This is a genomic window from Gottfriedia acidiceleris, assembly GCF_002128425.1.
Taxonomy (GTDB): Bacteria; Bacillota; Bacilli; order Bacillales; family Bacillaceae_G; genus Gottfriedia; species Gottfriedia acidiceleris.
This window is the reverse complement of sequence record NZ_NESS01000004.1, coordinates 372,418-397,001: the sequence shown is the minus strand read 5'-3', so window position 1 is coordinate 397,001 and position 24,584 is coordinate 372,418. Positions and strand designations below refer to the sequence as shown.

Annotated in this window: 18 protein-coding genes and 1 riboswitch; all 18 genes read left to right on the top strand. The window is 34.6% G+C overall.

What is annotated here, in order from left to right; genetic code table 11:
* The first annotated feature begins 590 nt into the window (after positions 1-590).
* Complete coding sequence (locus B6K90_RS10395) at positions 591-1,277, top strand: response regulator transcription factor (protein ID WP_088012652.1); 687 nt, start codon at positions 591-593, stop codon at positions 1,275-1,277.
* Positions 1,252-3,333, top strand: a complete 2,082-nt coding sequence (locus tag B6K90_RS10390) for a HAMP domain-containing sensor histidine kinase (protein WP_088012651.1) — start codon at positions 1,252-1,254, stop codon at positions 3,331-3,333. The genes B6K90_RS10395 and B6K90_RS10390 overlap by 26 nt, the downstream gene beginning before the upstream one ends.
* A gap of 192 nt (positions 3,334-3,525) precedes the next feature.
* Positions 3,526-4,983 carry a WD40/YVTN/BNR-like repeat-containing protein gene (locus tag B6K90_RS10385; protein ID WP_088012707.1) on the top strand — a complete coding sequence of 486 codons (1,458 nt, stop codon included), beginning with the start codon at positions 3,526-3,528 and terminating at the stop codon, positions 4,981-4,983.
* A gap of 724 nt (positions 4,984-5,707) precedes the next feature.
* The gene (locus B6K90_RS10380; protein ID WP_088012650.1) at positions 5,708-7,207 is read left to right on the top strand and encodes a malate:quinone oxidoreductase; all 1,500 of its coding nucleotides are present in this window, start codon (positions 5,708-5,710) and stop codon (positions 7,205-7,207) included.
* A gap of 399 nt (positions 7,208-7,606) precedes the next feature.
* Complete coding sequence (locus B6K90_RS10375; protein ID WP_088012649.1) at positions 7,607-8,857, top strand: ABC transporter substrate-binding protein; 1,251 nt, start codon at positions 7,607-7,609, stop codon at positions 8,855-8,857.
* A gap of 108 nt (positions 8,858-8,965) precedes the next feature.
* Positions 8,966-9,886: a carbohydrate ABC transporter permease gene (locus tag B6K90_RS10370; RefSeq protein ID WP_167555342.1), complete on the top strand. Its 921-nt coding sequence runs from the start codon at positions 8,966-8,968 to the stop codon at positions 9,884-9,886.
* Between the two features lie 89 nt (positions 9,887-9,975).
* Positions 9,976-10,734 carry a carbohydrate ABC transporter permease gene (locus tag B6K90_RS10365; RefSeq protein ID WP_088012706.1) on the top strand — a complete coding sequence of 253 codons (759 nt, stop codon included), beginning with the start codon at positions 9,976-9,978 and terminating at the stop codon, positions 10,732-10,734.
* Positions 10,735-10,760: 26 nt separating this feature from the next.
* Positions 10,761-12,026, top strand: a complete 1,266-nt coding sequence (locus B6K90_RS10360; RefSeq protein WP_088012647.1) for a Gfo/Idh/MocA family protein — start codon at positions 10,761-10,763, stop codon at positions 12,024-12,026.
* Between the two features lie 101 nt (positions 12,027-12,127).
* A complete protein-coding gene (locus B6K90_RS10355; RefSeq protein ID WP_088012646.1) occupies positions 12,128-12,847 on the top strand; it encodes a GntR family transcriptional regulator in 720 nt (239 codons plus the stop codon).
* Positions 12,848-12,914: 67 nt separating this feature from the next.
* On the top strand, positions 12,915-14,126 hold the full coding sequence (locus tag B6K90_RS10350; protein ID WP_088012645.1) for an SIS domain-containing protein: 1,212 nt from the start codon (positions 12,915-12,917) through the stop codon (positions 14,124-14,126).
* The gene (gene gatY / locus B6K90_RS10345; protein ID WP_088012644.1) at positions 14,123-14,974 is read left to right on the top strand and encodes a tagatose-bisphosphate aldolase subunit GatY; all 852 of its coding nucleotides are present in this window, start codon (positions 14,123-14,125) and stop codon (positions 14,972-14,974) included. The genes B6K90_RS10350 and gatY overlap by 4 nt, the downstream gene beginning before the upstream one ends.
* Before the next feature lie 4 nt (positions 14,975-14,978).
* Positions 14,979-15,938 carry a 1-phosphofructokinase family hexose kinase gene (locus B6K90_RS10340; RefSeq protein ID WP_088012643.1) on the top strand — a complete coding sequence of 320 codons (960 nt, stop codon included), beginning with the start codon at positions 14,979-14,981 and terminating at the stop codon, positions 15,936-15,938.
* A complete protein-coding gene (locus B6K90_RS10335; protein WP_167555339.1) occupies positions 15,916-16,848 on the top strand; it encodes an ROK family protein in 933 nt (310 codons plus the stop codon). The genes B6K90_RS10340 and B6K90_RS10335 overlap by 23 nt, the downstream gene beginning before the upstream one ends.
* Positions 16,849-16,937: 89 nt before the next feature.
* Complete coding sequence (nagA, locus tag B6K90_RS10330; RefSeq protein WP_088012641.1) at positions 16,938-18,089, top strand: N-acetylglucosamine-6-phosphate deacetylase; 1,152 nt, start codon at positions 16,938-16,940, stop codon at positions 18,087-18,089.
* A 341-nt stretch (positions 18,090-18,430) separates the two neighbouring features.
* Positions 18,431-20,785, top strand: coding sequence for an RNA polymerase recycling motor HelD (helD, locus tag B6K90_RS10325; RefSeq protein WP_088012640.1), 2,355 nt, complete (start codon positions 18,431-18,433; stop codon positions 20,783-20,785).
* A gap of 176 nt (positions 20,786-20,961) precedes the next feature.
* Positions 20,962-21,993, top strand: coding sequence for an ATP-binding cassette domain-containing protein (locus B6K90_RS10320; RefSeq protein ID WP_088012639.1), 1,032 nt, complete (start codon positions 20,962-20,964; stop codon positions 21,991-21,993).
* A complete protein-coding gene (locus B6K90_RS10315) occupies positions 21,990-22,802 on the top strand; it encodes an ABC transporter permease (protein ID WP_088012638.1) in 813 nt (270 codons plus the stop codon). The genes B6K90_RS10320 and B6K90_RS10315 overlap by 4 nt, the downstream gene beginning before the upstream one ends.
* Before the next feature lie 92 nt (positions 22,803-22,894).
* Positions 22,895-22,998, top strand: a riboswitch (purine riboswitch).
* Between the two features lie 209 nt (positions 22,999-23,207).
* Positions 23,208-24,503, top strand: a complete 1,296-nt coding sequence (locus B6K90_RS10310) for a nucleobase:cation symporter-2 family protein (RefSeq protein ID WP_088012637.1) — start codon at positions 23,208-23,210, stop codon at positions 24,501-24,503.
* The last annotated feature ends 81 nt before the right edge of the window (positions 24,504-24,584 follow it).

Genomic DNA, 24,584 nt, shown 5'->3' with positions numbered 1-24,584 from the left:
CTGGTACCTGGTTATAGAGAAAATGGGCTAATATGATAATTTGCTCGAGATGAGTATGAAAGTATTCTTTAAATAGGGAAAAAATCAGTACCTATTCTAGAGTAAGAATGTTTACATGGTGCCTCTAAATAACGCCTCCTTATAGTATTTTTAGTGAACCCAATTTTGGCAAATGAGTATTCTTACAAAACACACCGTGAATGATTCGAATAAGTATTATATGTCCCTTGCCTAATTCCACAATATCACAAATGTTTTCTGAAAAATTTTAATTTATTTGTAAATATTTATTTATCTTGTATTAAGTACGTAATTTTATGCTCAAAATTTTATCCAATAAATATTTAAATGGCTGTTTTATAATAACGTGTTCAAAGAAGCGGACCTCTCAAAATACTAAGTGACTTTTCATTACTACTTATGAGTGGGCGACATTATAAAAGAAGCCAAAGTCTATATTTTTTAATAATCGTAAGAAAATCTTAAGATTTACATTGAGAGGTTATTAAGATTTTACTGATATCATCCTCTTAACATGAAAAATAAAGAGGTGATACAATTTTGAAAAAGGTAAATAGGAGAGAGTGTACATGAACATATTAGTTTGTGATGATGATCAGTCAATTGTAGAAGCTATTTGTATTTATTTAGAAAATGAAGGTTATAGCATGTTTAAGGCTTATAACGGAGTAGAGGCTCTTGAAGCTATTGAAAACCAAGAATTCCATCTCATTATTATGGATATTATGATGCCTAAGCTAGATGGGATTCGGACTACGATGAAGATTAGAGAAAATTATGGGGTGCCTGTCATTCTGCTGTCAGCGAAATCTGAGGACTCAGATAAAATTTTAGGTTTAAATTTGGGAGCGGATGATTACATAACAAAACCATTTAATCCTTTAGAGCTAATTGCCCGAGTTAAATCACAATTGCGAAGATATACAAGCTTAGGCAGTCTTGAAACTAAGAATAGTTTGTATCGTAGTGGAGGGCTTGTAGTCGATGATGAAAGCAAAATCATTACAGTTGAAGGTGAAGTTGTCCATCTTACTCCAGTTCAGTATAAGATTGTAAAGCTCTTGACTGAAAATGCAGGGAGGGTATTTTCAATTGAGGAAATTTATGAAAGAGTATGGAACGAAACAGCCTTTAATCCTGAAAATACAGTATCTGTCCATATTCGAAAAATTAGAGAGAAAATCGAAATAAATCCTAAAGAACCAAAATATTTGAAGGTGGTGTGGGGAGTTGGATATAAGGTCGAAAAAATATAGTCATTCACTAACAACAAAAATAATTGTTTTTACGGTCGTCGTTCTATTTTTTTCAGGCATACTTAAATCGATTTCAAATGTCTCAGCTTTAACTGACGATGATTTTGGAATAGTCTTTGAAGATAATTACTTTCTCAGCAAATCCTATATGCTTGAAGTTGAACCTATTTTAAGTAGCATGTCTCAATTAGTAGGTGAGTATAAGAGTGAAGAGAATATTACAAAGGGCGGAGCAATTAGCACAGAGGATATGAAAACAATTGAAGAATCATTATATCCTGACTTTATGGCACGGTCGAAAGTATATAATCCAAGCTTAAGTGAAGAAGAAAACTTTAAAAATTTTAAAAAGGCTTATGTAAAAGAAATTAATCAAGCAAAGAACCAAATGATAACGGATGATTTAAAAAGATATCAAGGCCTATTGCAAAGTTTAGCTGAAAAGAAAGATTTATTATATTATGCCAATGATGGTGTTAATGAATTTACAAATAACACTCTAAAAGGTCAATTTAAAGGGAATCCTTCCTATGTAATTTATAAAGATTATAAAAGAGAAATTTATCCATCTACGATTGAAAAGAATAAACGGTTTAACTGGATTACTGAAGATTTAGATCAGTTAAATGCAAAAAATATGGTAGTTTCTTTGGCGTTCACACAAGAAGCTTTGGATCAAAAAATAAAAGACTGGAAAGAAAATAAGTCAATTGCAACGAATGCATTCATTCTATTTTTAACTAGTTCAATCGGATTTTTACTATCTTTAGCGTACTTAGTACTTATTATTGGTAGAAAATCATTTAATGACCGAGAACTACATTTAAACGTAATAGATAAATTATTTAATGATGTTAATCTTGTATTGTTAATGGCTCTCATTGCTTCTTGGATATCATTAGTAGACTCGATCACAATAGATGTTATTAATGAGTTAGCTTTCATCCTTACAATTCCATTTTTCATCGTGGCACTAGTATTGATTTTGTCTTTAGTAAAGCATATTAAAAATAAAACATTGTTAAAACATACATTAATTTATCTTTTATTAAGTAAGTTGTTTACTTTTAGTAAAAACGTCTATAAAAGCGGCAGTACTGGCGTTAAAACAGTACTACTTGTAGTTGGTTACCCAATTGTAATTGCGTTAACATTATTTATTTTTCCGATCACGATCGGCTTTGCGGCATGGATTACGTATAAACAAGTAAAAAAATTTAATGCGATTAAAGAAGGGGTTGGGAAAATAAAAGCAGGCGATTTCCAACACCATATAGAGGTAGATGGGAAAGGTGAGTTTGCAAGTCTTTCAAATAATATAAATAGCATCACAGAAGGTTTGAAAACGGCTGTTGATCGGGAACTAAAGAGTGAGAGGATGAAAACAGAGCTCATCACTAATGTATCACACGATATAAGGACACCACTTACGTCGATCATTACGTATGTCGACTTATTGAAAAAGGAAAAGGATCCTGTAAAAATAGAAGAGTACGTTGAAGTTTTAGATCAAAAGTCACAAAGATTAAAGCTACTAACCGATGATTTGTTTGAAGCAGCGAAGGCATCTAGTGGAACGATACCCGTTCACCTTGAGCGAATAGATATTTTATCACTACTAACCCAGGGTCTAGGAGAAGTTAATGCAAAAATTGAAGCTTTAGATTTAGTCATTAAAATAAATCATCCTCAAAATAAACTTTATGTTGCAGCGGATGGAAAACTTTTATGGAGATCTGTTGAGAATTTACTATCGAATATATTCAAATATGCACTTAGAGGATCAAGAGTATATATCAATATAGAAGACGTAGGGAATGATGTAGTTCTTACATTCAAAAACATTTCAGCTTATGAATTGAATATTTCAGCTGATGAACTAATGGAACGATTTAAAAGAGGCGATGAGTCGAGAAATAGTCAAGGAAGCGGTTTAGGTCTTTCAATAGCGAAAAGCCTAATTGAAATTCAAAAAGGACAGTTTACAATTCAAGTTGATGGAGATTTATTTAAGGCGATGATTCGAATACCTAAACATAATAATTTGATTTCATAATTATATATAAATAATAATCAGCACTTCATTTTTTCGCAATGGAGTGTTTTTTTGATATACTTCATATTTATTTAATGAGTTAACATGATAATCACGATTCGTGCAAAAATTTAGTAAAGCAAAGTATACTTAATATAGACAAAATAGCACGACCAATTTCAATAAGGGGGGATTTACATATTGAGGGGAAACATAAAAAGAATACTTATATCATTATTAATAAATCCGATTTTCTTAATTGGATACTGGATTTTTGGACAAAAGTTAGCTTCAATATGCAAGTATGGGAGTATTAATAAAAATCTACCTATTTTATTATTAAGCATATTCTTATTAATATCGGTCAGTTTCTTTACCACAAGAAAAATCATAAAAAATGGCGAATACAAGCTAAAAAAATTAGTAGATTTAAAAGCGTGGAAATACATTTCTATTATCTTCTTTGTTTCAATTACATTATTTTATGGAGTAAATATTTATAAAAGTGCAACCAATTTTGGTGGTAAACTCGCTTGGTATATCGAGCGTTTAAAGAATGAAAGGTCAGTTAAATTTGAACATAACAATCTTTATAGAGATGGCGTAGAAGGTATTTTTGAAGATATTAATAAAAAAATTACCTTGCCAAAAAAATTATATGTTGTTAATAATTTTTCAATTAAATTTAATTCAGATGGAATAATTACATCATTATATACATTTATCCATGGGAAAAATAACAATGGGAAAGAAGAAACTTACCTAATATCTTATGACAAAAATAAGTCTGAAAATATTACTATACATTTAAACGGGTATGCCACTCCTAATTATAATGATGACAAACTGTTAGAACCTCTAATTGAAACGGTTAATGTAATTCCAATTAAACAAGCGGTTAGTAAATGGAACGAAGAGAAATATGGCTTGGTCTATTACGGTAAAAGAAATTGGGGATATAATACAAATGGAATCATTAACATTGATAAGGAAGGAAAAGAATATAGTCTGGAGAATGCAAGTTCCGAAATAATAGGATATACAGTTTCCTTATTTGTCCCTGGAAAGGAAAAAGTGATTACACCTGCTAGATATAACTTAATAGGTAATCGTAATCCAAATTGGAGTAAGCCATCTACTACTCCAAATCAAGCTCCTTCAGATGGGAAGAAAAATGAACTAACAAATACAAACGAACAGTTTTTTCAATCTAAAGAAGTCGGTTATAAACTAAATGTGGCAGACAAAGCCCTGGGAAGCACATTTTATTCATTAAGCAAAACCACTGATGGTGGAAATACATGGACCGTTATTAATAATGACCCATATAGCGGAACAGTTGGTGGTGCTTCAGGAATCGTCTTTTTGAATGAAAAGCTTGGGTTTTTAGGAGCAGTTAACCCATCCGGAAATGAAGGAGCCTTATATCGCACTGAAGACGGAGGCATAACTTTCAAAAGAGTAAACTATACACCTCACGAAGTAATGTTGAGTAATGGACATTTCATAAGACCTTTTGATACCCCGAGTATTCCTTTTGAGAAAGACGGAGTTTTAAGTATGTTAGTTGGTCAAGGTTCAGATGGAGATTATAACGGTAATAGTAGTGAACTTTATCAATCAGAAGATAAAGGGCAAACATGGAAATTTGTCCAGGAAATAAAAAAATAGATCGCATTAGACAAAAGTTGTAGTAAAAATTATTGAAAGATACTATAAGCTTGAGGAAGTTAAAACGGAATTGATGGAAAAGGCGGTGTATTAGTACTCAGTAAAGTGAATTTCAAATTGATTCTGGTAAATCAGATACTTACAAATACCTCATATAATAGAAAATATATTTTTTCAATTGAAGGAATTAAAGGGCTCATTTTGAGTCACATCAGTCTGTCGGGTCATTCTCGGCAGTCTCTTTTTTTGTGTACAAATCAATTAAATCGGAGTAAATTTAAACTAAAGTTAGTTCAATTAAATAATTTTAAAATAATAAGCAAATCTTTCCTTCAGTTATTTTGTATTGTTCACAAGACAAAGTTAAAATAAGCGCTTACTATATAGAGGTAGTTTTCACTAAGTAATAGTGAGTGAGAATTTATTTTTCTAAAATAAGGACCTTAATGATAGATTTTTAACTTTTTTACATTGTTTAAATAGTTTATAATTATCAGATAAAGAAAAAATTTTTTTTAGGGCAATTAATAATAGAATTATACTATTAATTCGATATAATTAAATAGTGATATACTATTATTAAAATGTGATATAAATGTGTTATACTATTAATAAGATATAATCGAGACAGAAAAGGTGTGTTCCTAGGTGGTGCCTTGCTTTTTGTGACACCTAAGCAGGAAAACCTACTTTTTTGCAAATAAAGGGGAAAAGGAAGGTTATTATGAGCAACAGACAAACTAGAACAGACATTATCTTAATTGGTGCCGGAGTCATGAGCGCGACTTTGGGATCATTACTAAAAGAGTTAGCACCGGAAATGGAAATTAAAGTATTTGAGAAATTAGAAAAAGCAGGAGAAGAAAGCTCTAATGAGTGGAATAATGCAGGTACGGGACATGCTGCATTATGTGAGCTTAACTATACATCAGAAAAAGCTGATGGATCGATCGATATTAGCAAAGCAATAAAAATTAATGAACAGTTTCAACTTTCAAGACAATTTTGGTCATATCTTGTAAACAACAACTTGATTGGTAATCCTCAAGACTTTATCATGCCAATTCCTCATATGAGTTTAGTGCAAGGTGAAGAAAATGTGGAATTTTTGAATAAACGATTTGAAGCGCTTTCTAAAAATCCACTATTTAAAGGAATGGAATACTCGGAGAACGCTGAAGTACTTAAGAAATGGATCCCGCTGATCATGGAAGGACGCACATCTAATGAACCAATAGCGGCGACAAAAATAGATTCAGGAACGGACGTAAACTTTGGGGCATTAACGCGCATGATGTTTGAACACTTAGAGAGTAATAATGTAGAAATAAACTATAGACATGCCGTGGAAGATATTAAGCGCACTAGTGATGGTCAATGGGAAGTAAAAGTGTATAATATGAGAACTGGTAATATTGAATCCCACATTGCAAAATTCGTCTTTATCGGTAGCGGAGGAGCTAGTCTACCTTTACTGCAAAAAACTGGGATCCCTGAGTCAAAACATATCGGAGGATTCCCTGTAAGTGGATTATTCTTAGTATGTAACAACCCAGAAGTTGCGAAGCAGCATCATGCAAAAGTATACGGAAAAGCTAAAGTTGGCGCGCCACCAATGTCTGTTCCGCATCTTGATACTAGATTTATCGATAACCAAAAATCATTATTATTTGGACCTTTTGCTGGCTTCTCACCAAAGTTCTTAAAAACTGGTTCAAATATGGATTTAATTAGTTCTGTTAAACCAAATAATGTCATGACTATGTTAGCAGCAGGCGTAAAAGAGATGGCATTAACTAAATATTTAATCCAACAAGTCTTATTATCGAATGAAAAACGTATGGAAGAATTACGTGAATTTATTCCAAACGCTAAGAGCGAGGATTGGGATATCGTAGTAGCTGGTCAACGTGTACAAGTTATTAAAGATACTCCAGCTGGAAAAGGAACACTCCAATTCGGTACTGAAGTAGTTAGTGCAGCCGATGGCTCGATCGCGGCATTGCTTGGAGCATCTCCAGGTGCTTCGACTGCTGTTCATGTAATGCTTGAAGTATTAGAAAAATGCTTCCCCGGGCATATGATGGAATGGGCTCCAAAGATTAGAGAAATGATTCCTTCATTTGGTCTATCTCTTGAAGAACACCCAGAACTTCTAGAGGAAATTCAAGCTTCAACTTCAAAAGCACTTGGGTTAAACGAAAAAGAGCTAGCTTATAGTTAATTCATTAATTAGTAAAGAACCTTCAATTGAGATTGGATTGGAGGTTCTTTTTGTGCGGTAGGAAATAGGTGAGTAATGCTAAATGACGAAGATAATGATGAATCATGTCGATTTAAATTTTTTGAAAAATTAAAAAAAGGTATTCATGAATTAAAAAAGAGATGATATACTACTTACAACTGGTAATGACATCATTACTAAGTGGTTTTATGAAAGTTAAACAGGGGGTGTTGAGCTTATATATAGAAAATAAACACTTTTGTAAGCCTTTACAAATAAACTGGTAATAACATCATGACAACAGGTTCAGATGTGTAGTTCATTATCGAAAAGATGTCTTTTAAAGAAACTACTAGATTGTATGGCTATTAAACTTTTAAGAGAAAGAAGGGGAATGGGATGAAAAAATGGCTTATTATGCTATTAACCTTGGCTTTAGGCTTACTAGGTTTAGCTGGATGTGGTAGCAATAACACATCGGGGGATGCAAAAGATGGAAAGGTTGAAATTACCTACGGTTTTTGGGATAAGAAGCAAGTTCCCGCAGTTGATGAAATTATAAAATTATTTAATGAAAAGTACCCTGATATTAAAGTGAAAACAGAGCTTACCCCATATGCACAGTATTTCCAAAAGCTGGAAACAGCTGCAACGGGAGGAGCATTGCCGGACGTTTTATGGATGAATGGTCCACATATAGTCCAATATGCGGAAGGTAAAGTAATTGCCCCACTTGGTGACTTGGCATCAAAAGACAACTATAGTCTAGACAATTATCCTAAGTCATTAGTCGACCTTTATACAGTTGACGGAAAGCTTTATGGTATCCCAAAAGACTTTGATACAACTGGATTTTGGTATAATAAAAAGATTTTCGATGAAGCAGGTGTACCTTACCCAGATGATACTTGGGATTGGAATAAGTTAAAAGAGGTAGCTAAGAAGCTTACAAATAAAGAAAAAGGAATTTATGGATTTGCAGCTTTAATGGGTAATCAAGGTGGATATTATGATTTCATTTGGCAAAATGGTGGACATATTATTTCTGATGATGGCAAGTCAGTAGGATTTGATCAACCTGAGGCAATTGAAGCACTTAAATATAATATTAGTTTCATAAAAGAAGGGATTTCTCCAACACAAGCTCAAATGACAGAAACAGCACCGTCGGAGTTATTTGCTTCAGGAAAAATTGCAATGATGTTTGATGGACCTTGGATGGTACCAGAATATAAGAAAAATCCAGATTTAAATGTAGCTGTCGTACCTAAAGGAAAACAACGTGCAGTTTCTATCCATGGATTAGCAAACGTTATTGCAGCAAATTCGAAACATAAAGAGGCTGCTTGGAAGTTTGTTCAATTCCTTGGTTCTAAAGAAGCGGCAGAAGTATATGCGAAAACAGGCACGGTAATTCCTGCTTATAATGGTACACAAGATGCTTGGTTAAAATCTGTTCCAAATTTAAATCTTCAAGCCTTTATCGATGAAGTTGACTACTCAGTTCCGTTACCAAGTGTAAAAAATACGGGTGAAATCTGGCAATATGAAACAGATATCTTGAAAAAAGCTTGGAGCAATGAAGAAAGTGTTGAAGATGCTGCAAAAGAACTAACGAAAAAGGCAGACGAGGCACTAGCTAAGAACTAAAAAAAATGAAGAGAAGAAGCTTGCTAATATAGGTTAAGTCATAACTTCTTCTCTTTATTTCCCTTAAAAGGAGTGAATACAGTGAAGGAAATGCCTCTACAAGTTGAAATGAAATCAAAAAGTAAACTAAGCATACCAAGTTTAACAAAGACGAGAAAACGATCAGATTATTTTTGGGCGTATTGTATGATTGCACCAACAATGATTGGTTTAACGATTTTCTACTTATGGCCAATCATTCAAACGATTTACTTCAGTTTTACGGAATGGGGAGCATTTGGACAATATGAGTGGACAGGATTAGATAATTATAAACGAATGTTAGAAGACTCTAATCTTTTACAGTCATTTAAAAATACAGGCATTTATATTATTTTTACAGTTCCTATTGGTATTTTTTTATCGATTCTTATAGCAGTTCTCTTAAACCAAAAAATTAAAGGCAAATCTGTTTATCGAACTTTATATTTTTTACCTGTTATTACCATGCCAGCAGCAATCGCTATGGTTTGGAGATGGCTATATAATTCAGATTATGGGCTGCTAAATTATCTTTTATCTATCTTTGGAATTAAAGGTCCGCAGTGGGTAAGTGATCCTAAAATAGCATTGTATTCAATAATTGTCGTAGCAATTTGGAGTGGACTCGGTTATAACATGGTTATTTTTCTTTCAGGACTCCAAGGGATTCCAAGAACATATTACGAAGCAGCGGAGATAGATGGTGCTGGGCCAATTAGGGTCTTCTTTAAAATAACACTACCGTTACTTTCCCCAGTTATATTCTTCGTAACAATCATGTCCTTTATTGGAGCCTTCCAAGTGTTTGATTTAATTTTTATGATGATTGGGAAAAGCAGTACAGCACTCGAAAATACTCAATCAATCGTGTACTTATTTTATCAGCATGCATTCGTGTTAAATGACAAAGGCTATGCAGCTGCAATTGCAGTTTTATTGTTAATCATTATTTTAATCATTACAGCAATACAAATGGTTTTACAAAAGAAATGGGTTCATTATGATTGAAGGAGGAGTAACCATTGGAGAAAGCAAGACATCAGATCATAAGTAAAACAATCTTAATTCATTTAATCCTAATTGTCGGCGCCTTGGCTATGGTCTTCCCTTTTATATGGATGTTACTAACTTCATTAAAAACTTATGCTGAGTCGATTCATGTTCCACCTGTTATTGTTCCGAAACATTTACAATGGGTGAATTATAAAGATGTTTTTGACTTACTACCGTTCTTTAAATTTATGTTTAACACGTTAATCATTACAGTGATACGTACAATTGGACAATTATTATTATGTTCTTTAGCTGCTTACGCTTTTGCGAGAATTGAATTTCCAGGAAGAAATATTCTTTTTTTAATAGCATTATCAGTTTTAATGGTACCAGGACAAGTCTTTTTATTGCCACAGTATATGATCATGGTGAAATTGGGCTGGTTAAACACTTTACAAGCAGTAGTAGTTCCAGGTTTATTTAGCGCATTTGGTACATTCCTTTTAAGACAATTTTTTATGGGGCTACCAAAAGAATTAGAGGAAGCAGCTAGATTAGATGGTTGCAATCATTTTCAAATTTACTGGAAAATCATGCTTCCATTAGCAAAGCCAGGTTTAGTTGCATTAGGTATTTTTACAACTTTATGGAGCTGGAATGAATTAATGTGGCCAATGATTGTTAATAGCTCACCAGAATCAATGACGTTGTCAGTAGGTTTGTCATCATTACAAGGACAATATTTAACCAATTATCCAGTTTTAATGGCAGGATCATTTTTAGCAATTTTGCCAATGCTTGTTTTATTTATGATTTTGCAAAAACAATTTATTGAAGGAATTGCAGTTACAGGAAGTAAATAAAAATTAACAAAGCTTGGAGGAAACTGATTATGAAAGCAGCTTTAATAGGAGCGGGAAGCAGAGGATTTTACGCATACGGATCATATGCACTACAGTATCCACATGAAATTCAATTCATAGCTGTAGCGGAGCCAAATAAAGAAAAAAGAGAAAAATTTGCGGAAGCTCACAATATCCCCGAGAATATGAGATTTGAAGACTGGACTGAGTTGTTAGAAAAAGAACAGCTGTGTGAAGCATTATTAATTTGTAGTCCAGACCGTAATCACTACAAGCCTGTTATGAAGGCAATTGAAAAAGGATATAGTATTTTGTTAGAAAAACCGATGTCACCAGAACCAATTGAAACGTTAGAAATTGCTGAAGCAGCTAAAAGGCATAATACATTATTAACGGTTTGTCACGTTATGAGATATGCGCCTTTTTATCAAGCATTAAAAGAAGTTGTTGATCGAAAAGTAATTGGCGACATCGTATCAATCCAGTGGAATGAGAATGTAGGTTACTTTCATCAAGCTCATAGTTTTGTACGTGGTAACTGGCGTAATTCATCTGAATCAAGCTCAATGCTCTTACAAAAAAGCTGCCATGACATGGATATGCTTGCGTGGCTCATTGGTACAGAGTGCAAGAGTGTATCTTCATATGGAAGTTTAACTTACTTTAAAAAGGAAAATGCACCAGAAGGTTCAACATACCGCTGTTTGGATGGTTGTAAGGTGGAAAAGGAATGTCCTTATTCAGCAGCTAAATGGTATTTACATGACCGTGATGTTTGGCCAGCAAATGTCATTTCAGCAAGTTGTAGTCTTGAAAGTAGACTAAAGGCAATTCAAGAGGGACCGTATGGTCGTTGTGTATATCATTGTGACAATGATGTTGTTGACCATCAGGTAGTTAATTTATTATTTGAAAATGACGTAACAGTTGCATTTACTATGACGGCATTTACAAATGAAACATTCCGTAACTTCAAAATTATGGGGACAAAAGGCGAAATAATTGGAAATGATGCTAAAAATGAAATTGAAGTTAACTATTTTTCAGGTAAGAAAGAGTTAATTAAGCCTTCAACTGTCGACGGTGGCCATATGGGGGCCGATACAAGTATTATGGCTGATTTCATTCAACGTGTATCTAAGAAGGATAAAGGCAGCTTAACATCTGCTATCGTATCAGCTAAAAGTCATATGATCGCTTATGCTGCAGAGGAATCAAGAGTTTCAGGAACAATGGTTTCACTAGATGATTATATGAAAAAACTAAAAATGACAGAAGAGGGAGTCTTGTAGAAAATTCTGTTGCGACATAATGTGGTATCTTTTTCAATATTATGTATAATAGATGTATATTTAACTGGTTATGACAAAGATACCACCTAAAGGAGCTAATCATGGTAGAAAAGGATTCCCGACTTCCTCTTTATTATCAATTAATGGATATTTTATTAGAAAAAATCGAATCAGGTGAACTTGCTGAAAACGATCAGCTACCATCTGAACGAGAGTTATGTGATACGTATCAAGTTAGCCGAACAACAGTAAGGCAGACGATGCAAGAGCTTGAAAAACAAGGGTATATTTATAAAGTTCATGGCAAGGGGACATATGTCTCTCCTAGAACGCACAACCAAAGTCTTGTAAAATTTTATAGTTTTACAGAAGAGATGAAAAAAGCAGGGAAAATCCCTACGACAATAGTCGTTTCATTTGAAATAATCAATTGCACTAGTAAAGTAGCAAAGGTCATGAATATACCGGTAGAAGAAGAGGTATTTAAGATCGTTCGGTTAAGACTTGCGGACCAGGAGCCAATGTTATACGAAACCTCCTATGTACCCGTAAAGGATTTTAAAAATCTTTCCAGTGAAGAATTGCAACATACGCCAATGTATGAAATCTTCAGAACCCAATATAATGTGAATATTTCTAGTGCTTTGGAAAGTTTTATGGCTGTTAGTGCTAATAAAGTGGAGTCAGAAATGCTAAAGATAATCGAAGGTGCACCATGTCTAATGCTTAAACGAGTAACTTATGATCAAAGCAAAGTAATTGAGTATACAATTTCTATTGCAAGAGGAGATAAATTTACTTATACAGTGGAGCTTAAATAGATACAAGATGTATCTATTTAAGCCAACTGGTAATGATGACATTAACAGTGAAATAGGAGGAAGAAGTATGGAGCTATTAAAATCGAGTGAATATGAAAGAATGAATGTTGGCGCAAGCCACACAGCAAAAGAAATAGCCCAGCAACCTAGATTGTGGAACGAAACAAAGGATATTCTTTTATTTAATAGAGACCGAATTCTTGCATTTTTAAAAAGTATTGAAAATAAACACGATCAGTTACGAATTATTTTAACCGGTGCGGGTACATCTGCATTTGTTGGTGACACAGTGCTTCCTTATTTAAAGCAAATCATTAACAATAAAAAATTAGTAGTAGAAAGTATTGCTACGACAAATATTGTTTCAAATCCGTATTCTTATTTAAACAAGAACCTTCCAACAATTATGATTTCATTTGCTCGTTCAGGAAATAGTCCAGAGAGTTTGGCTGCTATTCAATTAGGAGAACAAATTATTAATGATTTTTATGGAATCGTTTTTACATGTAACCAAGATGGACTACTGGCTCAAAAGAAGAAAAATGATAAAAATCATTTGGTCATTTATATGCCAGAAGAAGCAAACGACCAAGGATTTGCAATGACGAGTAGTTTTACGACTATGCTTCTATCAGCATTATTGCTCTTCAATATTGAACAGATTCATACTTTGGAGAAGAAACTTGATGAACTTATACATGCTGGTAATTCAATTATTAGTGGGAGTGAGCAAAGTATTAAACAGCTGGCGAATTCGTCTTTTCAAAAAGTTGTTTATTTAGGCTCAGGAGTTTTTGAAGGATTGGCAAGAGAAGCCTCATTAAAATTATTAGAGTTAACAGGCGGAACAATTCCTTCTACTTTTGATACCTCATTAGGTTTTAGACACGGTCCTAAGTCCATTTTAGATAAAGATACCGTTGTATTTGTATTTTTATCTTGTGACCCTTATACAAGGCAGTACGATCTTGACATATTAGAAGAGATTTATAAAGAAACGAATCGGGGAAAAGTAGTGGCAATTTCATCTTTAAAGGATCAGGTGGCTGAAATTTATAGTGATCTTTTCTATCATGTGGATCTTCCTAAAATTAATGAAGATATTTTTCTAACTTTTCCTTTTATCTTATACGCACAAACTTTTGCAATGTATAAATCTATTAATCTCGGCTTTTCCCCAGATAACCCTTCTCCATTAGGAGTAGTTAATAGAGTTGTTAAAGGAGTTACGATTCACCCTTTCACAAATGAGATGAAGAATGGAGGAGATTTATCTTGATTACATCAAGAAGTACGATTCTTTTAGAGGCAAAATCCAAAGGATACGCAGTTCCGGCATTTAATATTCATAACTTAGAAACAATGAAAACAGTTTTAGACACTGCTGAGGAGCTGCGTTCACCGGTTATGATTGCAGCTACACCAAGTACAGTTACTTATATCGGGGAAGAGTTTCTAATTAGTATGATGGAGGCTGCTAAAAAAAGATACGATATTCCAATTTGTTTTCATTTAGATCACCATGAAAAAATTACAGATATTAAAGCTTTAATTGAGAGTGGAATTCATTCGGTCATGATTGATGCTTCTCACCATGACTTTGAAGAAAATATTCGAATCGTTCGTGAAGTAGTCGATTATGCTTCTTCATTTGGAGTTACTGTTGAGGCGGAGCTTGGTCGTCTAAGTGGAGTGGAGGATGACCTGGAAGTGGATGAAAAGGATCAAATTTATACAAATCCGGCACAAGCTAAAGAGTTCGTCTCTAGAACAGGAATTGATTCATTAGCTGTTGCTATTGGAACAGCCCACGGACTATATAAAGGAGAACCTAAATTAGATATAGAACGATTAAGTGCAATCCAAAGAGAAGTTGATATTCCATTAGTTCTTCATGGAGCTTCGGGCTTGCCTGATGAATTAGTACAACAAACGATCAAAAGAGGAATATGTAAAGTAAATATTGCTACTGAATTAAAAATTGCTTTTGCTAAGGGGTTACGTGGCTACTTAAAAGAACATCCAGACGCCAATGACCCTAGATATTATTTTAAAGATGCAGTAAGAGAAATGAAAATAGTCGTTGCTGATAAAATTAAAATGTGCGGTAGTATGAATCGGGGTTAGAAAAATGATTGCTACAATTACATTAAATCCAGCTATAGATATTCGGTATAATCTTCCTGCCTTTCATTTAGATGGAGTTAATCGTGTTACAAGTGTAGATAAAACGGCTGGTGGAAAAGGACTTAACGTTTCACGTGTATTATCTCAGCTAGGTGCTAAGGTTACTTGCACCGGGTTTTTAGGTGGAAAAAGCGGCGAGTGGATAGCTGGTGAGCTCCCAAATTATAATTTAATTAATTGTTTTGTAGGAATAAAAGGAGAGACAAGATTTTGTTTAGCAATTGAATCTAAAGAAAGTCATACAGAAATTCTTGAACAAGGGCCAGAGATATTGGAGAATGAAAGAGAAGAATTTTTGAAAAATTTTGATACTATACTAGAATCGAATAACTATATTGTAGGATCAGGTAGTTTGCCATACGGAATCGATTCTGATTTTTATAGATACCTAGCAGAAAAAACAAAGCAAAAAGGGAAGTATTTTCTTTTAGATTCTAGTGGAGAATCACTAGCCCAAGGTATAAAGGGAAAACCTTTTTTAATCAAGCCGAATAGAGATGAGTTTTGCAAATTGGTCAGATCAAACCAGTTATCATTAGAAGATATGATCAAGCACGCCCGAAAAATATGCCAGAACGGTACCCGATACGTTTTACTTTCTTTAGGAAAAGAAGGTGCTCTTTTAATTAGCAAAAGCATTACACTGCTGGCAGTTATTCCAACTTTGACAGACGTGCACCAAGTTGGATCAGGAGATAGCATGCTTGCAGGCTTTACCTTTGCTCATTCGAAAGGTTATTCAATTGAAGATATTTTTAAGTGGTCATGTGCCTGCGGGATGTCCAACGCTGCCTCGGAGCGGACTGGTGCAGTTGAATTATCACAAGTACAATATTACTTTAATCTCATTAAGGTGAAGGAATTAACAGGGGGCGATCAAGGTGGAAAATATAGTTTGTTTTGATATCGGAGGTACATTTATCAAATTTGGACTAATAAATCGTGATGGGCAAATGGTTTACAAAGATAAGGTACCAACACCTAAAAGTAATATACAAAAGCTGCTTCCTGAACTTTTAGCTGAGAAAATAAAAAAGCTTCAAAATGATTTTTTAATAGCAGGAATCGGAATCTCCTCGTGTGGACTTGTAAACCCTGAAACAGGTGAAATTTTATTTTCCAACAATATACCTGATTATTCAGGAATGAATTTGGGCGAAATACTTTTCAATTTATTTAAATTACCAGTTAGTGTTGAAAATGATGTGAAAAGTGCTTGCTTCGGCGAAATGTGGAAAGGTGCAATTCAAGGGGAGAAAAATGTAGTTTTTTTAACACTAGGAACAGGTATTGGAAGCACCATTATCATAGATGGGAATATTATAAGCGGATCTCGTCATTTAGCTGGAGAACTAGGGCATACCGTAATCATTAATGACGGACGGTCTTGCGGATGCGGACGAAGAGGGTGCTTTGAAAGATATGCCGCTACATCAGCCTTAGTAAATGACTTTATTGATGAAAAGAACAAAAATGGTGAAGTTATTGAGAAGATTTCTGGAGAAGAAATTTTGGCTCTAGTGGAAGAAGGAGATTCAATTGCAACGGGTGTATATAAAAGATTTATCCATTACATTAGCATAGGTCTATCAAATATAGTCCATCTTCTGAATCCGGAGGCAATTATTATCGGGGGAGGAATTGCTGAGCAAAAGGAGCGGTTTATTCAGGACATCAACTCTGAGATTAAAAAGGAGACCATGCCAATTTATCATCAAGAAACAATCGCATTTCCTTCGATACTTGGGAATGATGCCGGGTTGTATGGAGCATGTTACTTAACTTTAAAAAAATTAAACTACTTACACGTATAAGTATTAAGCTGACAGGCAGCATCCTATTTTGGTGTTGCCTATTGTTCTTCTAAAAAAGTATTCCTGTGAACAATAGAGGGGGAAGTGTTATGAAAGCAATTAAGGTAGAAAAAGTTTATACACCCGATAAAATAATTGAAACTGGATATATACTGATTGAAAACGGAAAAATAAATGAAGTAACAGCGAATAGACCCTCCTGTGAGATTTTGGATTATTCAAGTCTTGTAGCCATCCCGGGTATGATTGATATACATGTTCATGGAATTGCGGGAAATGATACGATGGATGGCAGTATTCATTCATTACAAGAAATGTCTGTTTCGCTTGCACGTCATGGAGTTACAGGATTTTTGCCAACTACACTGACTCATGATTTCGAAAAAATAAAAAAAGCTGTAATGACCGTTGGCGAAGCGATGGGACAAACAGAAGGAGCGGAAATCATTGGGTCGTATGTAGAAGGCCCATACATTACAACTGAGCATCGCGGTGCTCACCCGGTCAAGTATATTCGTGAACTAAATACGGATGAGTTAATCGAACTCATAAAGGTTTCCAATAATACGGTTAAAGTGATTACAATAGCGCCAGAAAAACAACATGCAGAGGAAGCTATTAAATTGATAACAGATATAGACATTCATGTATCAATGGGTCATACAAATGCAGATTATGACACAACGAATAACGCAATTGAACATGGTGCAAGGATTTCAGTACACACTTTTAACGGCATGAGAGGATTTAATCATCGTGATCCTGGGTGTCTTGGTGCCGTTCTAACAAATGATCAATGTTATTGTGAATGTATAGCTGATTTACAGCATGTCCACCCTGGAGCAATTAAGCTGCTATACAAAGCAAAAGGGAAAGAGCGTATCATTTTAATAAGCGATTCAATGGCAGCTGCAGATTTACCAGATGGGTCTTATACTCTCGGTTCATTAGAAGTTAAAGTGGAAAATAAAATTGCACGAACACTAGAAACAGGCTCGTTAGCGGGAAGCACGACTAATTTAATGGAATGCTTAAAAAATGTAAAAGAAGTTTTAGAAGTACCGTTAGAAACAATTTTACCGATGGTTAGTCTCAACCAAGCAAGATTGCTTAATATTGACAATGAAGTTGGAAGTATAGAACGTGGGAAAAAAGCAAATATCGTCTTAATTGACCATAAATTTAATGTTAAAGCCACAATTGTTAATGGAGAATTTGTATTTAGGAATGATCATAAATAATTTGGTCGATTTTAATAAAAATGTAAAATTTCATAAAAGGTAACTGATCGAGGTATGTACAGAAAAAATAAATAAATAATAATGATGACCTTACTATAATTGATTAAATGATCATTTTTGGGAGGGTCATTTTACTTTTTTTAGTGTGCGAAAATTAGAAATTGAGAAGAAATAATGATGATTTCAAACGAGGACTATTGCTTAAAACATAAAAACGTGGTAGATTAGTACAGTATATATAATTAAAATTTTATAATAGGTCACATTTTCCCTACTTTAATTTTACTATACAAATCCTCTTGAGTCAACCCCCATTTTTATCTTTTAAAGGAGTGCATGATATGAACACGGAACTTCAAAAAGAACAAAAAAGAGTAAATGCTGTATTAGATCTAATCACGGACAAAATTAGTAAACTAACAGATGAAACGGCCCAACGTCGAAACGAAGTAATCAATGTTCGTAAAAACTTTTGGGATGAGGTTAAAGTTAATACAGATAGCTTTGATGACTATTTAGAAACGATTATTAGTTTAAGACAACAGTCACAACTTTTGGCAATTGGCCAAATTAATCATAAGCAATCCTCTAACCGATTATCCGCTCTTCGTCGAATGAAAGAGGTTCCTTATTTTGGGCGTATTGATTTTACAGAAGAAGGTATACCTGAAACAGAACGTATTTATATTGGCGTTTCAACTCTAATGGATGAAACTGGAGAAAATATTTTAGTTTATGATTGGAGAGCTCCTGTATCGAGCGTTTACTATGATTATCCACCAGGTCCTGCAGAATATGATACACCTGGGGGAAAAGTGAGTGGAGTATTAGACCAAAAATGGCAATATATTATTCGTAATGGTGTAATTGAATCAATGTTCGATACTAGTCTCACAATAGGTGATGAGATTTTGCAACATGTGCTTGGTAAAGGAACAAACAAACACATGAGAAGCATAGTAGCCAGTATTCAAAAAGAGCAAAATCAGATTATCCGTTATGACAAAGGTAGATTACTTATTGTACAAGGAGCGGCTGGAAGTGGTAAAACATCTGCAGCTTTACAAAGGATTGCCTATTTGCTTTATAAATATAGAAATTGGATAAAGGCAGATCAAATCATCCTATTTTCACCTAACGCAATGTTTAACAATTACGTATCAAGGGTTTTACCTGAACTAGGCGAAGAAAATATGCAACAAGTTACATTCCAAGAATACCTAGTTCATAGACTAAGTGATGCGTTCTCGGTGGAGGATAATTATGAGCAATTAGAATATGTGCTAACTGCTATGGATGAACCTTCCTATAAGACTAGAACTTCAAGCATTCGATTTAAAGCTTCAACTCGTTTCTTTGAGACGATTAAGGCATACAGACAATCACTGGAATTATCCGGAATGGTTTTTAGAGGATTTAAATTTAGAGGGAAGCCAGTCGTTACAGCTAAACAGATTTCTGAAAGATTTTATAACACCGACACTTCTTTAAAATTTAACAATCGATTAGAGAAATTGACGGAATGGGTAAACAAACAAATCGATGAAATGGAAAAGCTTGAATTGAAAAAAACATGGGTACAAGATGAAATCGAGTTACTTGGCAAAGACGATTATCAAAAGGCATATAAGTACTTGCAGAAAAAACAAGGATCTACAGAGGATTCATTCGACGATTACGAACAAGAAACTAAAATATTAGGTCGAATGGTCGTCCGTAAAAAACTAAAGCCACTACGTGAATGGGTTCGAGCATTGCGATTTATTGACATAAAGGGTGTATATAAACAGTTATTTTCCAATCCAACTCAAATTGAAAAATGGATTGAAGGGGATACCCCTGAGAATTGGGTAGATATATGTCAGTTAACATTAAATATGTTAGATGAAGGCAAATTGTTTTATGAAGATGCTACACCGTATTTACTTTTAAAAGAATTGATTCAAGGCTTCCAATCGAATGTTACAATTAAATTTGTTCTTGTAGATGAAGCCCAGGATTATTCTCCTTTCCAGTTTGAGTTTTTGAAACGACTGTTTCCTTCTGCAAAGATGACCGTGCTAGGTGATTTTAATCAAGCTATTTTTGCGCATGCTAGTGAGATGGTAGATTTTAATGTCCTTAAAAGCTTATATGGATCAGAAGAAACAAAAGTGATTAATCTGACTCGCAGTTACAGATCAACAAAACCAATTGTAGAGTTCACACGTAGACTCATACCTGGAGGCAATCTTATTACTCCTTTTGAACGAGTTGGGGATAAGCCTGTATTAACACAGCTATCTAGTCGAGAAGATTTGCACAGTCATATTACATCTAAAATCGAGGTCTTAAAGAAAAGTGAATTTAATACAATTGCTGTTATTTGCAAATCTGCTGAAGAAAGCTCAGATGCATTTGAAGCATTAAAAGATATTGAAGGAATTAAGCTAGTGAAGAGGAGTTCAGTTGAATATGAACAAGGGATTGTCATAATTCCTGCATATTTAGCAAAAGGAATTGAATTCGATGCAGTTATTATTTATGATGCATCAGCTCAAGTTTACGAAGACGAGAGCCTCCGTAGACTATTCTACACTGCATGTACACGAGCAATGCATCAATTACATTTATATAGCTTAGGAGAAACGACTCCTTTTATACATGATATTGACTCAGAGTTCCTAATATTAAATCAGACTATAGCTCACGATTAAATTTTAAAAACTTCCCTTAATTTAAATAAGGGAAGTTTTTCTATTAATTTCAAGGATTGGATCGCCGACTTGTATCTATTCGTAAAGATAATTTTTTAAAAAAGTTCATACTTAATTCATAATTAGTCGATATATTCAACTTGTAATAAGTCGTGAAGAGTGAAGGAGGAATTAAATTGGAATTTTTAAATAAAAAAATAATTACCCCCAATAATGGAGATTTAGCTGTAGAAGCAAACGGTTTAGTTAAAATATTCGGAGATAATCGTGCGGTTGATGGGGTAGATTTAAATGTTCGTGCAGGTAGTATATACGGTGTACTTGGACCAAACGGTGCAGGGAAAACAACAACAATTAGAATGCTAGCTACACTACTTAGACAAGACGCAGGTACGGCACGGATATTCGGACATGATGTATTAAAAGAGGCTCAAATTGTGCGTCAATTAATTGGCGTCACAGGTCAATATGCCTCAGTTGATGAGTCACTAAGTGCTACAGAGAATCTTATTATTTTCTCGAGATTATTAGGTCTAGGTAGAGCGGAAGCACGAAAGAAAGCAGCTGATTTATTAGAGGAATTTGGTTTAACGGAAGCAGCAAAACGCCCACTGAAAAATTTCTCAGGGGGAATGCGTCGTAGATTAGATTTGGCTGCAAGTTTAATTGCTAGGCCACCACTTATCTTCTTAGATGAGCCGACAACTGGCTTAGACCCTCGCACAAGAAATCAAATGTGGGATACTATTCGTCGTTTAGTAAATGAAGGATCAACAGTGCTATTAACAACACAATATCTTCAAGAGGCAGATGAACTAGCTGATCGAGTTGCAGTAATAGATTGTGGTCATGTAGTTGCGGAAGGTACTGTTGATGAATTGAAAGCTTCAGTTGGTAGTTCATCATTACAATTAAAAATTCAGGATAATAGAGATGTTCAAAAGGCGCGTCAAATAGTTGAACACGTACTAAAAGTAAAATCCAATATCATATTAGAAGAAGGAAAGATTACAGCTCCTATGGCAGATGCTGATCGAGTAACCGACTTGCTAATCGATTTACGCGATGCAGGTATTCATCTAGCCGAGATGAGTGTACAAAAGCCAACTCTTGATGAAGTATTCCTTACTATTACTGGTAACAGTGTAGAAAATGATGGATCAAAGGATTCAAATAAATCAAAAGAAATGGAGGGAGTAAGGGTATGAGCACTTCAATAAAACCAGCTACTTATCGTGATTTAAAAAATAAAACTAGTTTTAGTCAATCAGTAAAAAATTCATTTACGATGGCCTATCGTGGTCTACTAAAAATTAAGCGTACACCAGAACAATTATTTGATGTAACGTTACAACCTATTATTTTTACACTTATGTTTACTTATATCTTTGGTGGGGCAATCTCTGGGGATGTTAAGAGTTATTTACCAGTAATCATACCAGGAATCTTAGTACAGACAGTCATCACTACTTCGATTGTTACAGGTGTACAATTGCGTGAAGATATGGATAAAGGTGTATTCGATCGATTCAAGTCACTACCGATTGCACGTATTGCACCACTGGCCGGAGCTTTATTGGCGGATACGATTCGTTATACGATCGCTACTGTCCTTACTTTCACTATGGGGTATATAATGGGATATCGTCCTGATGGTGGCTTGGGCTTTGTAGTTTTAGCTGGGCTACTTGTAATTGTATGTTCATGGGCGATGAGTTGGATTTTTGCCTTCTTCGGAGTAATTGCACGTACGGCTTCAAGTGTACAAGGGATTTCAATGCTTGCACTCTTTCCGTTAACATTCCTTTCAAATGCCTTTGTACCAGTAGATACAATGCCAAATTGGCTTCAGTGGTTTGTAAAAATAAACCCAGTCTCTCATCTAATAACTGCAGTAAGAAATCTCACGAACTCAGGAACTGTGGGATCAGATTTAGTAATCTCACTTATTGGAGCTGCTATAATCGTAGCAATTTTTGCACCGCTAACTGTAAAAGCTTATATGCGTAGAACATAATAAAAAGGTGTTCCATTAGTTTTTTCCTAATGGAGCACCTTTTCCTGCATTTTCTACTTGAAAATATTGTTTAGCCTGTGTAACATAATTTAGGTACAAATATATATATAACTCATATAATCATGGGGATATGGCCCATAAGTTTCTACCGGACGACCAATATAATCGACCGACTATGAGTGAAAGCACATCTAGGGTTCCGCATTTTTGTATAAGGAAAATGGCTGGTCCAAGCGATGTGGGCACTACCCGTGCTACACCATTAGGGATAAAAACCCAGAAGGACAGGTTTCACTTGAGAGAAACATACTCAAGTGGAACCTGTCCTTTTTTGTTTTATAAAGAGTAATAACGGTACGCTAATAAATATAGATAAATCTAGCAATGACAAGGGAGAGAATCAGATTGTTAAGTAAACAAAAAGCATTTACATTAGGTTTTCAACACGTCATGGCTATGTATGCAGGTGCAGTTGTTGTGCCTCTTATTATAGGTGGCGCGCTTAAACTTACGCCAACTCAAATCGCGTATCTCATTGCAGCAGATTTATTTACTTGTGGTATAGCAACGATCCTGCAAAGCATGGGGACAAAATATATTGGTAGCAGATTGCCAGTTGTTTTAGGATGTACTTTTACAGCAGTAGGTCCCATTATTGCGATTGCATCCTCTTCAAATTTACCGACAGCATACGGTGCAATAATCATTTCTGGGATCTTTGTTATACTAGCTGCCCCATTTTATGGAAAGCTTTTAAAATTTTTTCCCACAATTGTAACAGGATCAGTTGTAACGATTATTGGACTATCTCTAATACCAGTAGCTATGAATAATGCAGCAGGTGGGCAAGGGAGTCCAGACTTCGGTCAAGTACACAATTTATTACTAGCTCTTCTTACACTTATCGTCATTTTAGTTGTTAACCGATTTGGTAAAGGATTTTTACGTACAATTTCCGTACTTGTTGGTTTGGTTGTAGGAACAATTGCTGGCTATGCAATGGGAATCGTTCACTTTTCAAGCGTATCAGAGGCATCATGGTTTAGTATCGCTCAACCATTCTATTTCGGAGCACCAAAAATCAGTATTACAGCTATTATCACAATGATTATCGTATGTATTGTTAGTATGGTGGAATCAACTGGAGTCTATTTTGCAGTTGGAAAAGCGACTGACCAGAAGGTTAAACAGGATCAGATCGTAAATGGCTTGCGTTCAGAAGGTCTTGCAATTATGCTCGGTGGTATTTTTAATGCATTTCCGTACACAGCCTTTTCTCAAAATGTTGGTTTAATCTCGCTTACAAAAGTTAAATCTCGAGAAGTTATTTATGCTGCGGGAAGTATCATGGTTGTTCTTGGATTATTACCTAAATTAGCAGCGTTAACGACTGTTATTCCAAATGCCGTTCTTGGAGGCGCAATGATTGTTATGTTTGGATCTGTCGCAGCTGCTGGTATATCAATCCTTTCAGAAGTCGATTTAGGTAAAGGAGAAAACCTATTAATCGCAGCTTGTAGTATAGCTGTAGGGTTAGGTTCAGCAACACTTCCACAAATGTTTGACCAACTACCTGACTTTTTAAAAATGTTAATGCAAAATGGAATCGTAACAGGTTCATTAACTGCGATTATTTTAAATTTATTCTTAACAAAACGAAATGTAGCAATAGAAGTACAAGTTACGAAAAAAGTCTCGTAATTTATCCAAAAATGTTTACTGTACTTTGTCGACAGTCTGAAAATCAAGTTTTTGGACTTTGTCTACACACTAAGACCCCTA

Excerpts from the sequence above, each read along its gene's own strand:
- B6K90_RS10395 (WP_088012652.1), top strand. The coding sequence starts at position 591 with ATGAACATATTAGTTTGTGATGATGATCAGTCAATTGTAGAAGCTATT.
- B6K90_RS10380 (WP_088012650.1), top strand. The coding sequence starts at position 5,708 with ATGAGCAACAGACAAACTAGAACAGACATTATCTTAATTGGTGCCGGA.
- B6K90_RS10375 (WP_088012649.1), top strand. The coding sequence starts at position 7,607 with ATGAAAAAATGGCTTATTATGCTATTAACCTTGGCTTTAGGCTTACTA.
- B6K90_RS10370 (WP_167555342.1), top strand. The coding sequence starts at position 8,966 with ATGAAATCAAAAAGTAAACTAAGCATACCAAGTTTAACAAAGACGAGA.
- B6K90_RS10365 (WP_088012706.1), top strand. The coding sequence starts at position 9,976 with ATGGTCTTCCCTTTTATATGGATGTTACTAACTTCATTAAAAACTTAT.
- B6K90_RS10355 (WP_088012646.1), top strand. The coding sequence starts at position 12,128 with ATGGTAGAAAAGGATTCCCGACTTCCTCTTTATTATCAATTAATGGAT.
- B6K90_RS10350 (WP_088012645.1), top strand. The coding sequence starts at position 12,915 with ATGGAGCTATTAAAATCGAGTGAATATGAAAGAATGAATGTTGGCGCA.
- B6K90_RS10340 (WP_088012643.1), top strand. The coding sequence starts at position 14,979 with ATGATTGCTACAATTACATTAAATCCAGCTATAGATATTCGGTATAAT.
- nagA (WP_088012641.1), top strand. The coding sequence starts at position 16,938 with ATGAAAGCAATTAAGGTAGAAAAAGTTTATACACCCGATAAAATAATT.
- helD (WP_088012640.1), top strand. The coding sequence starts at position 18,431 with ATGAACACGGAACTTCAAAAAGAACAAAAAAGAGTAAATGCTGTATTA.
- B6K90_RS10315 (WP_088012638.1), top strand. The coding sequence starts at position 21,990 with ATGAGCACTTCAATAAAACCAGCTACTTATCGTGATTTAAAAAATAAA.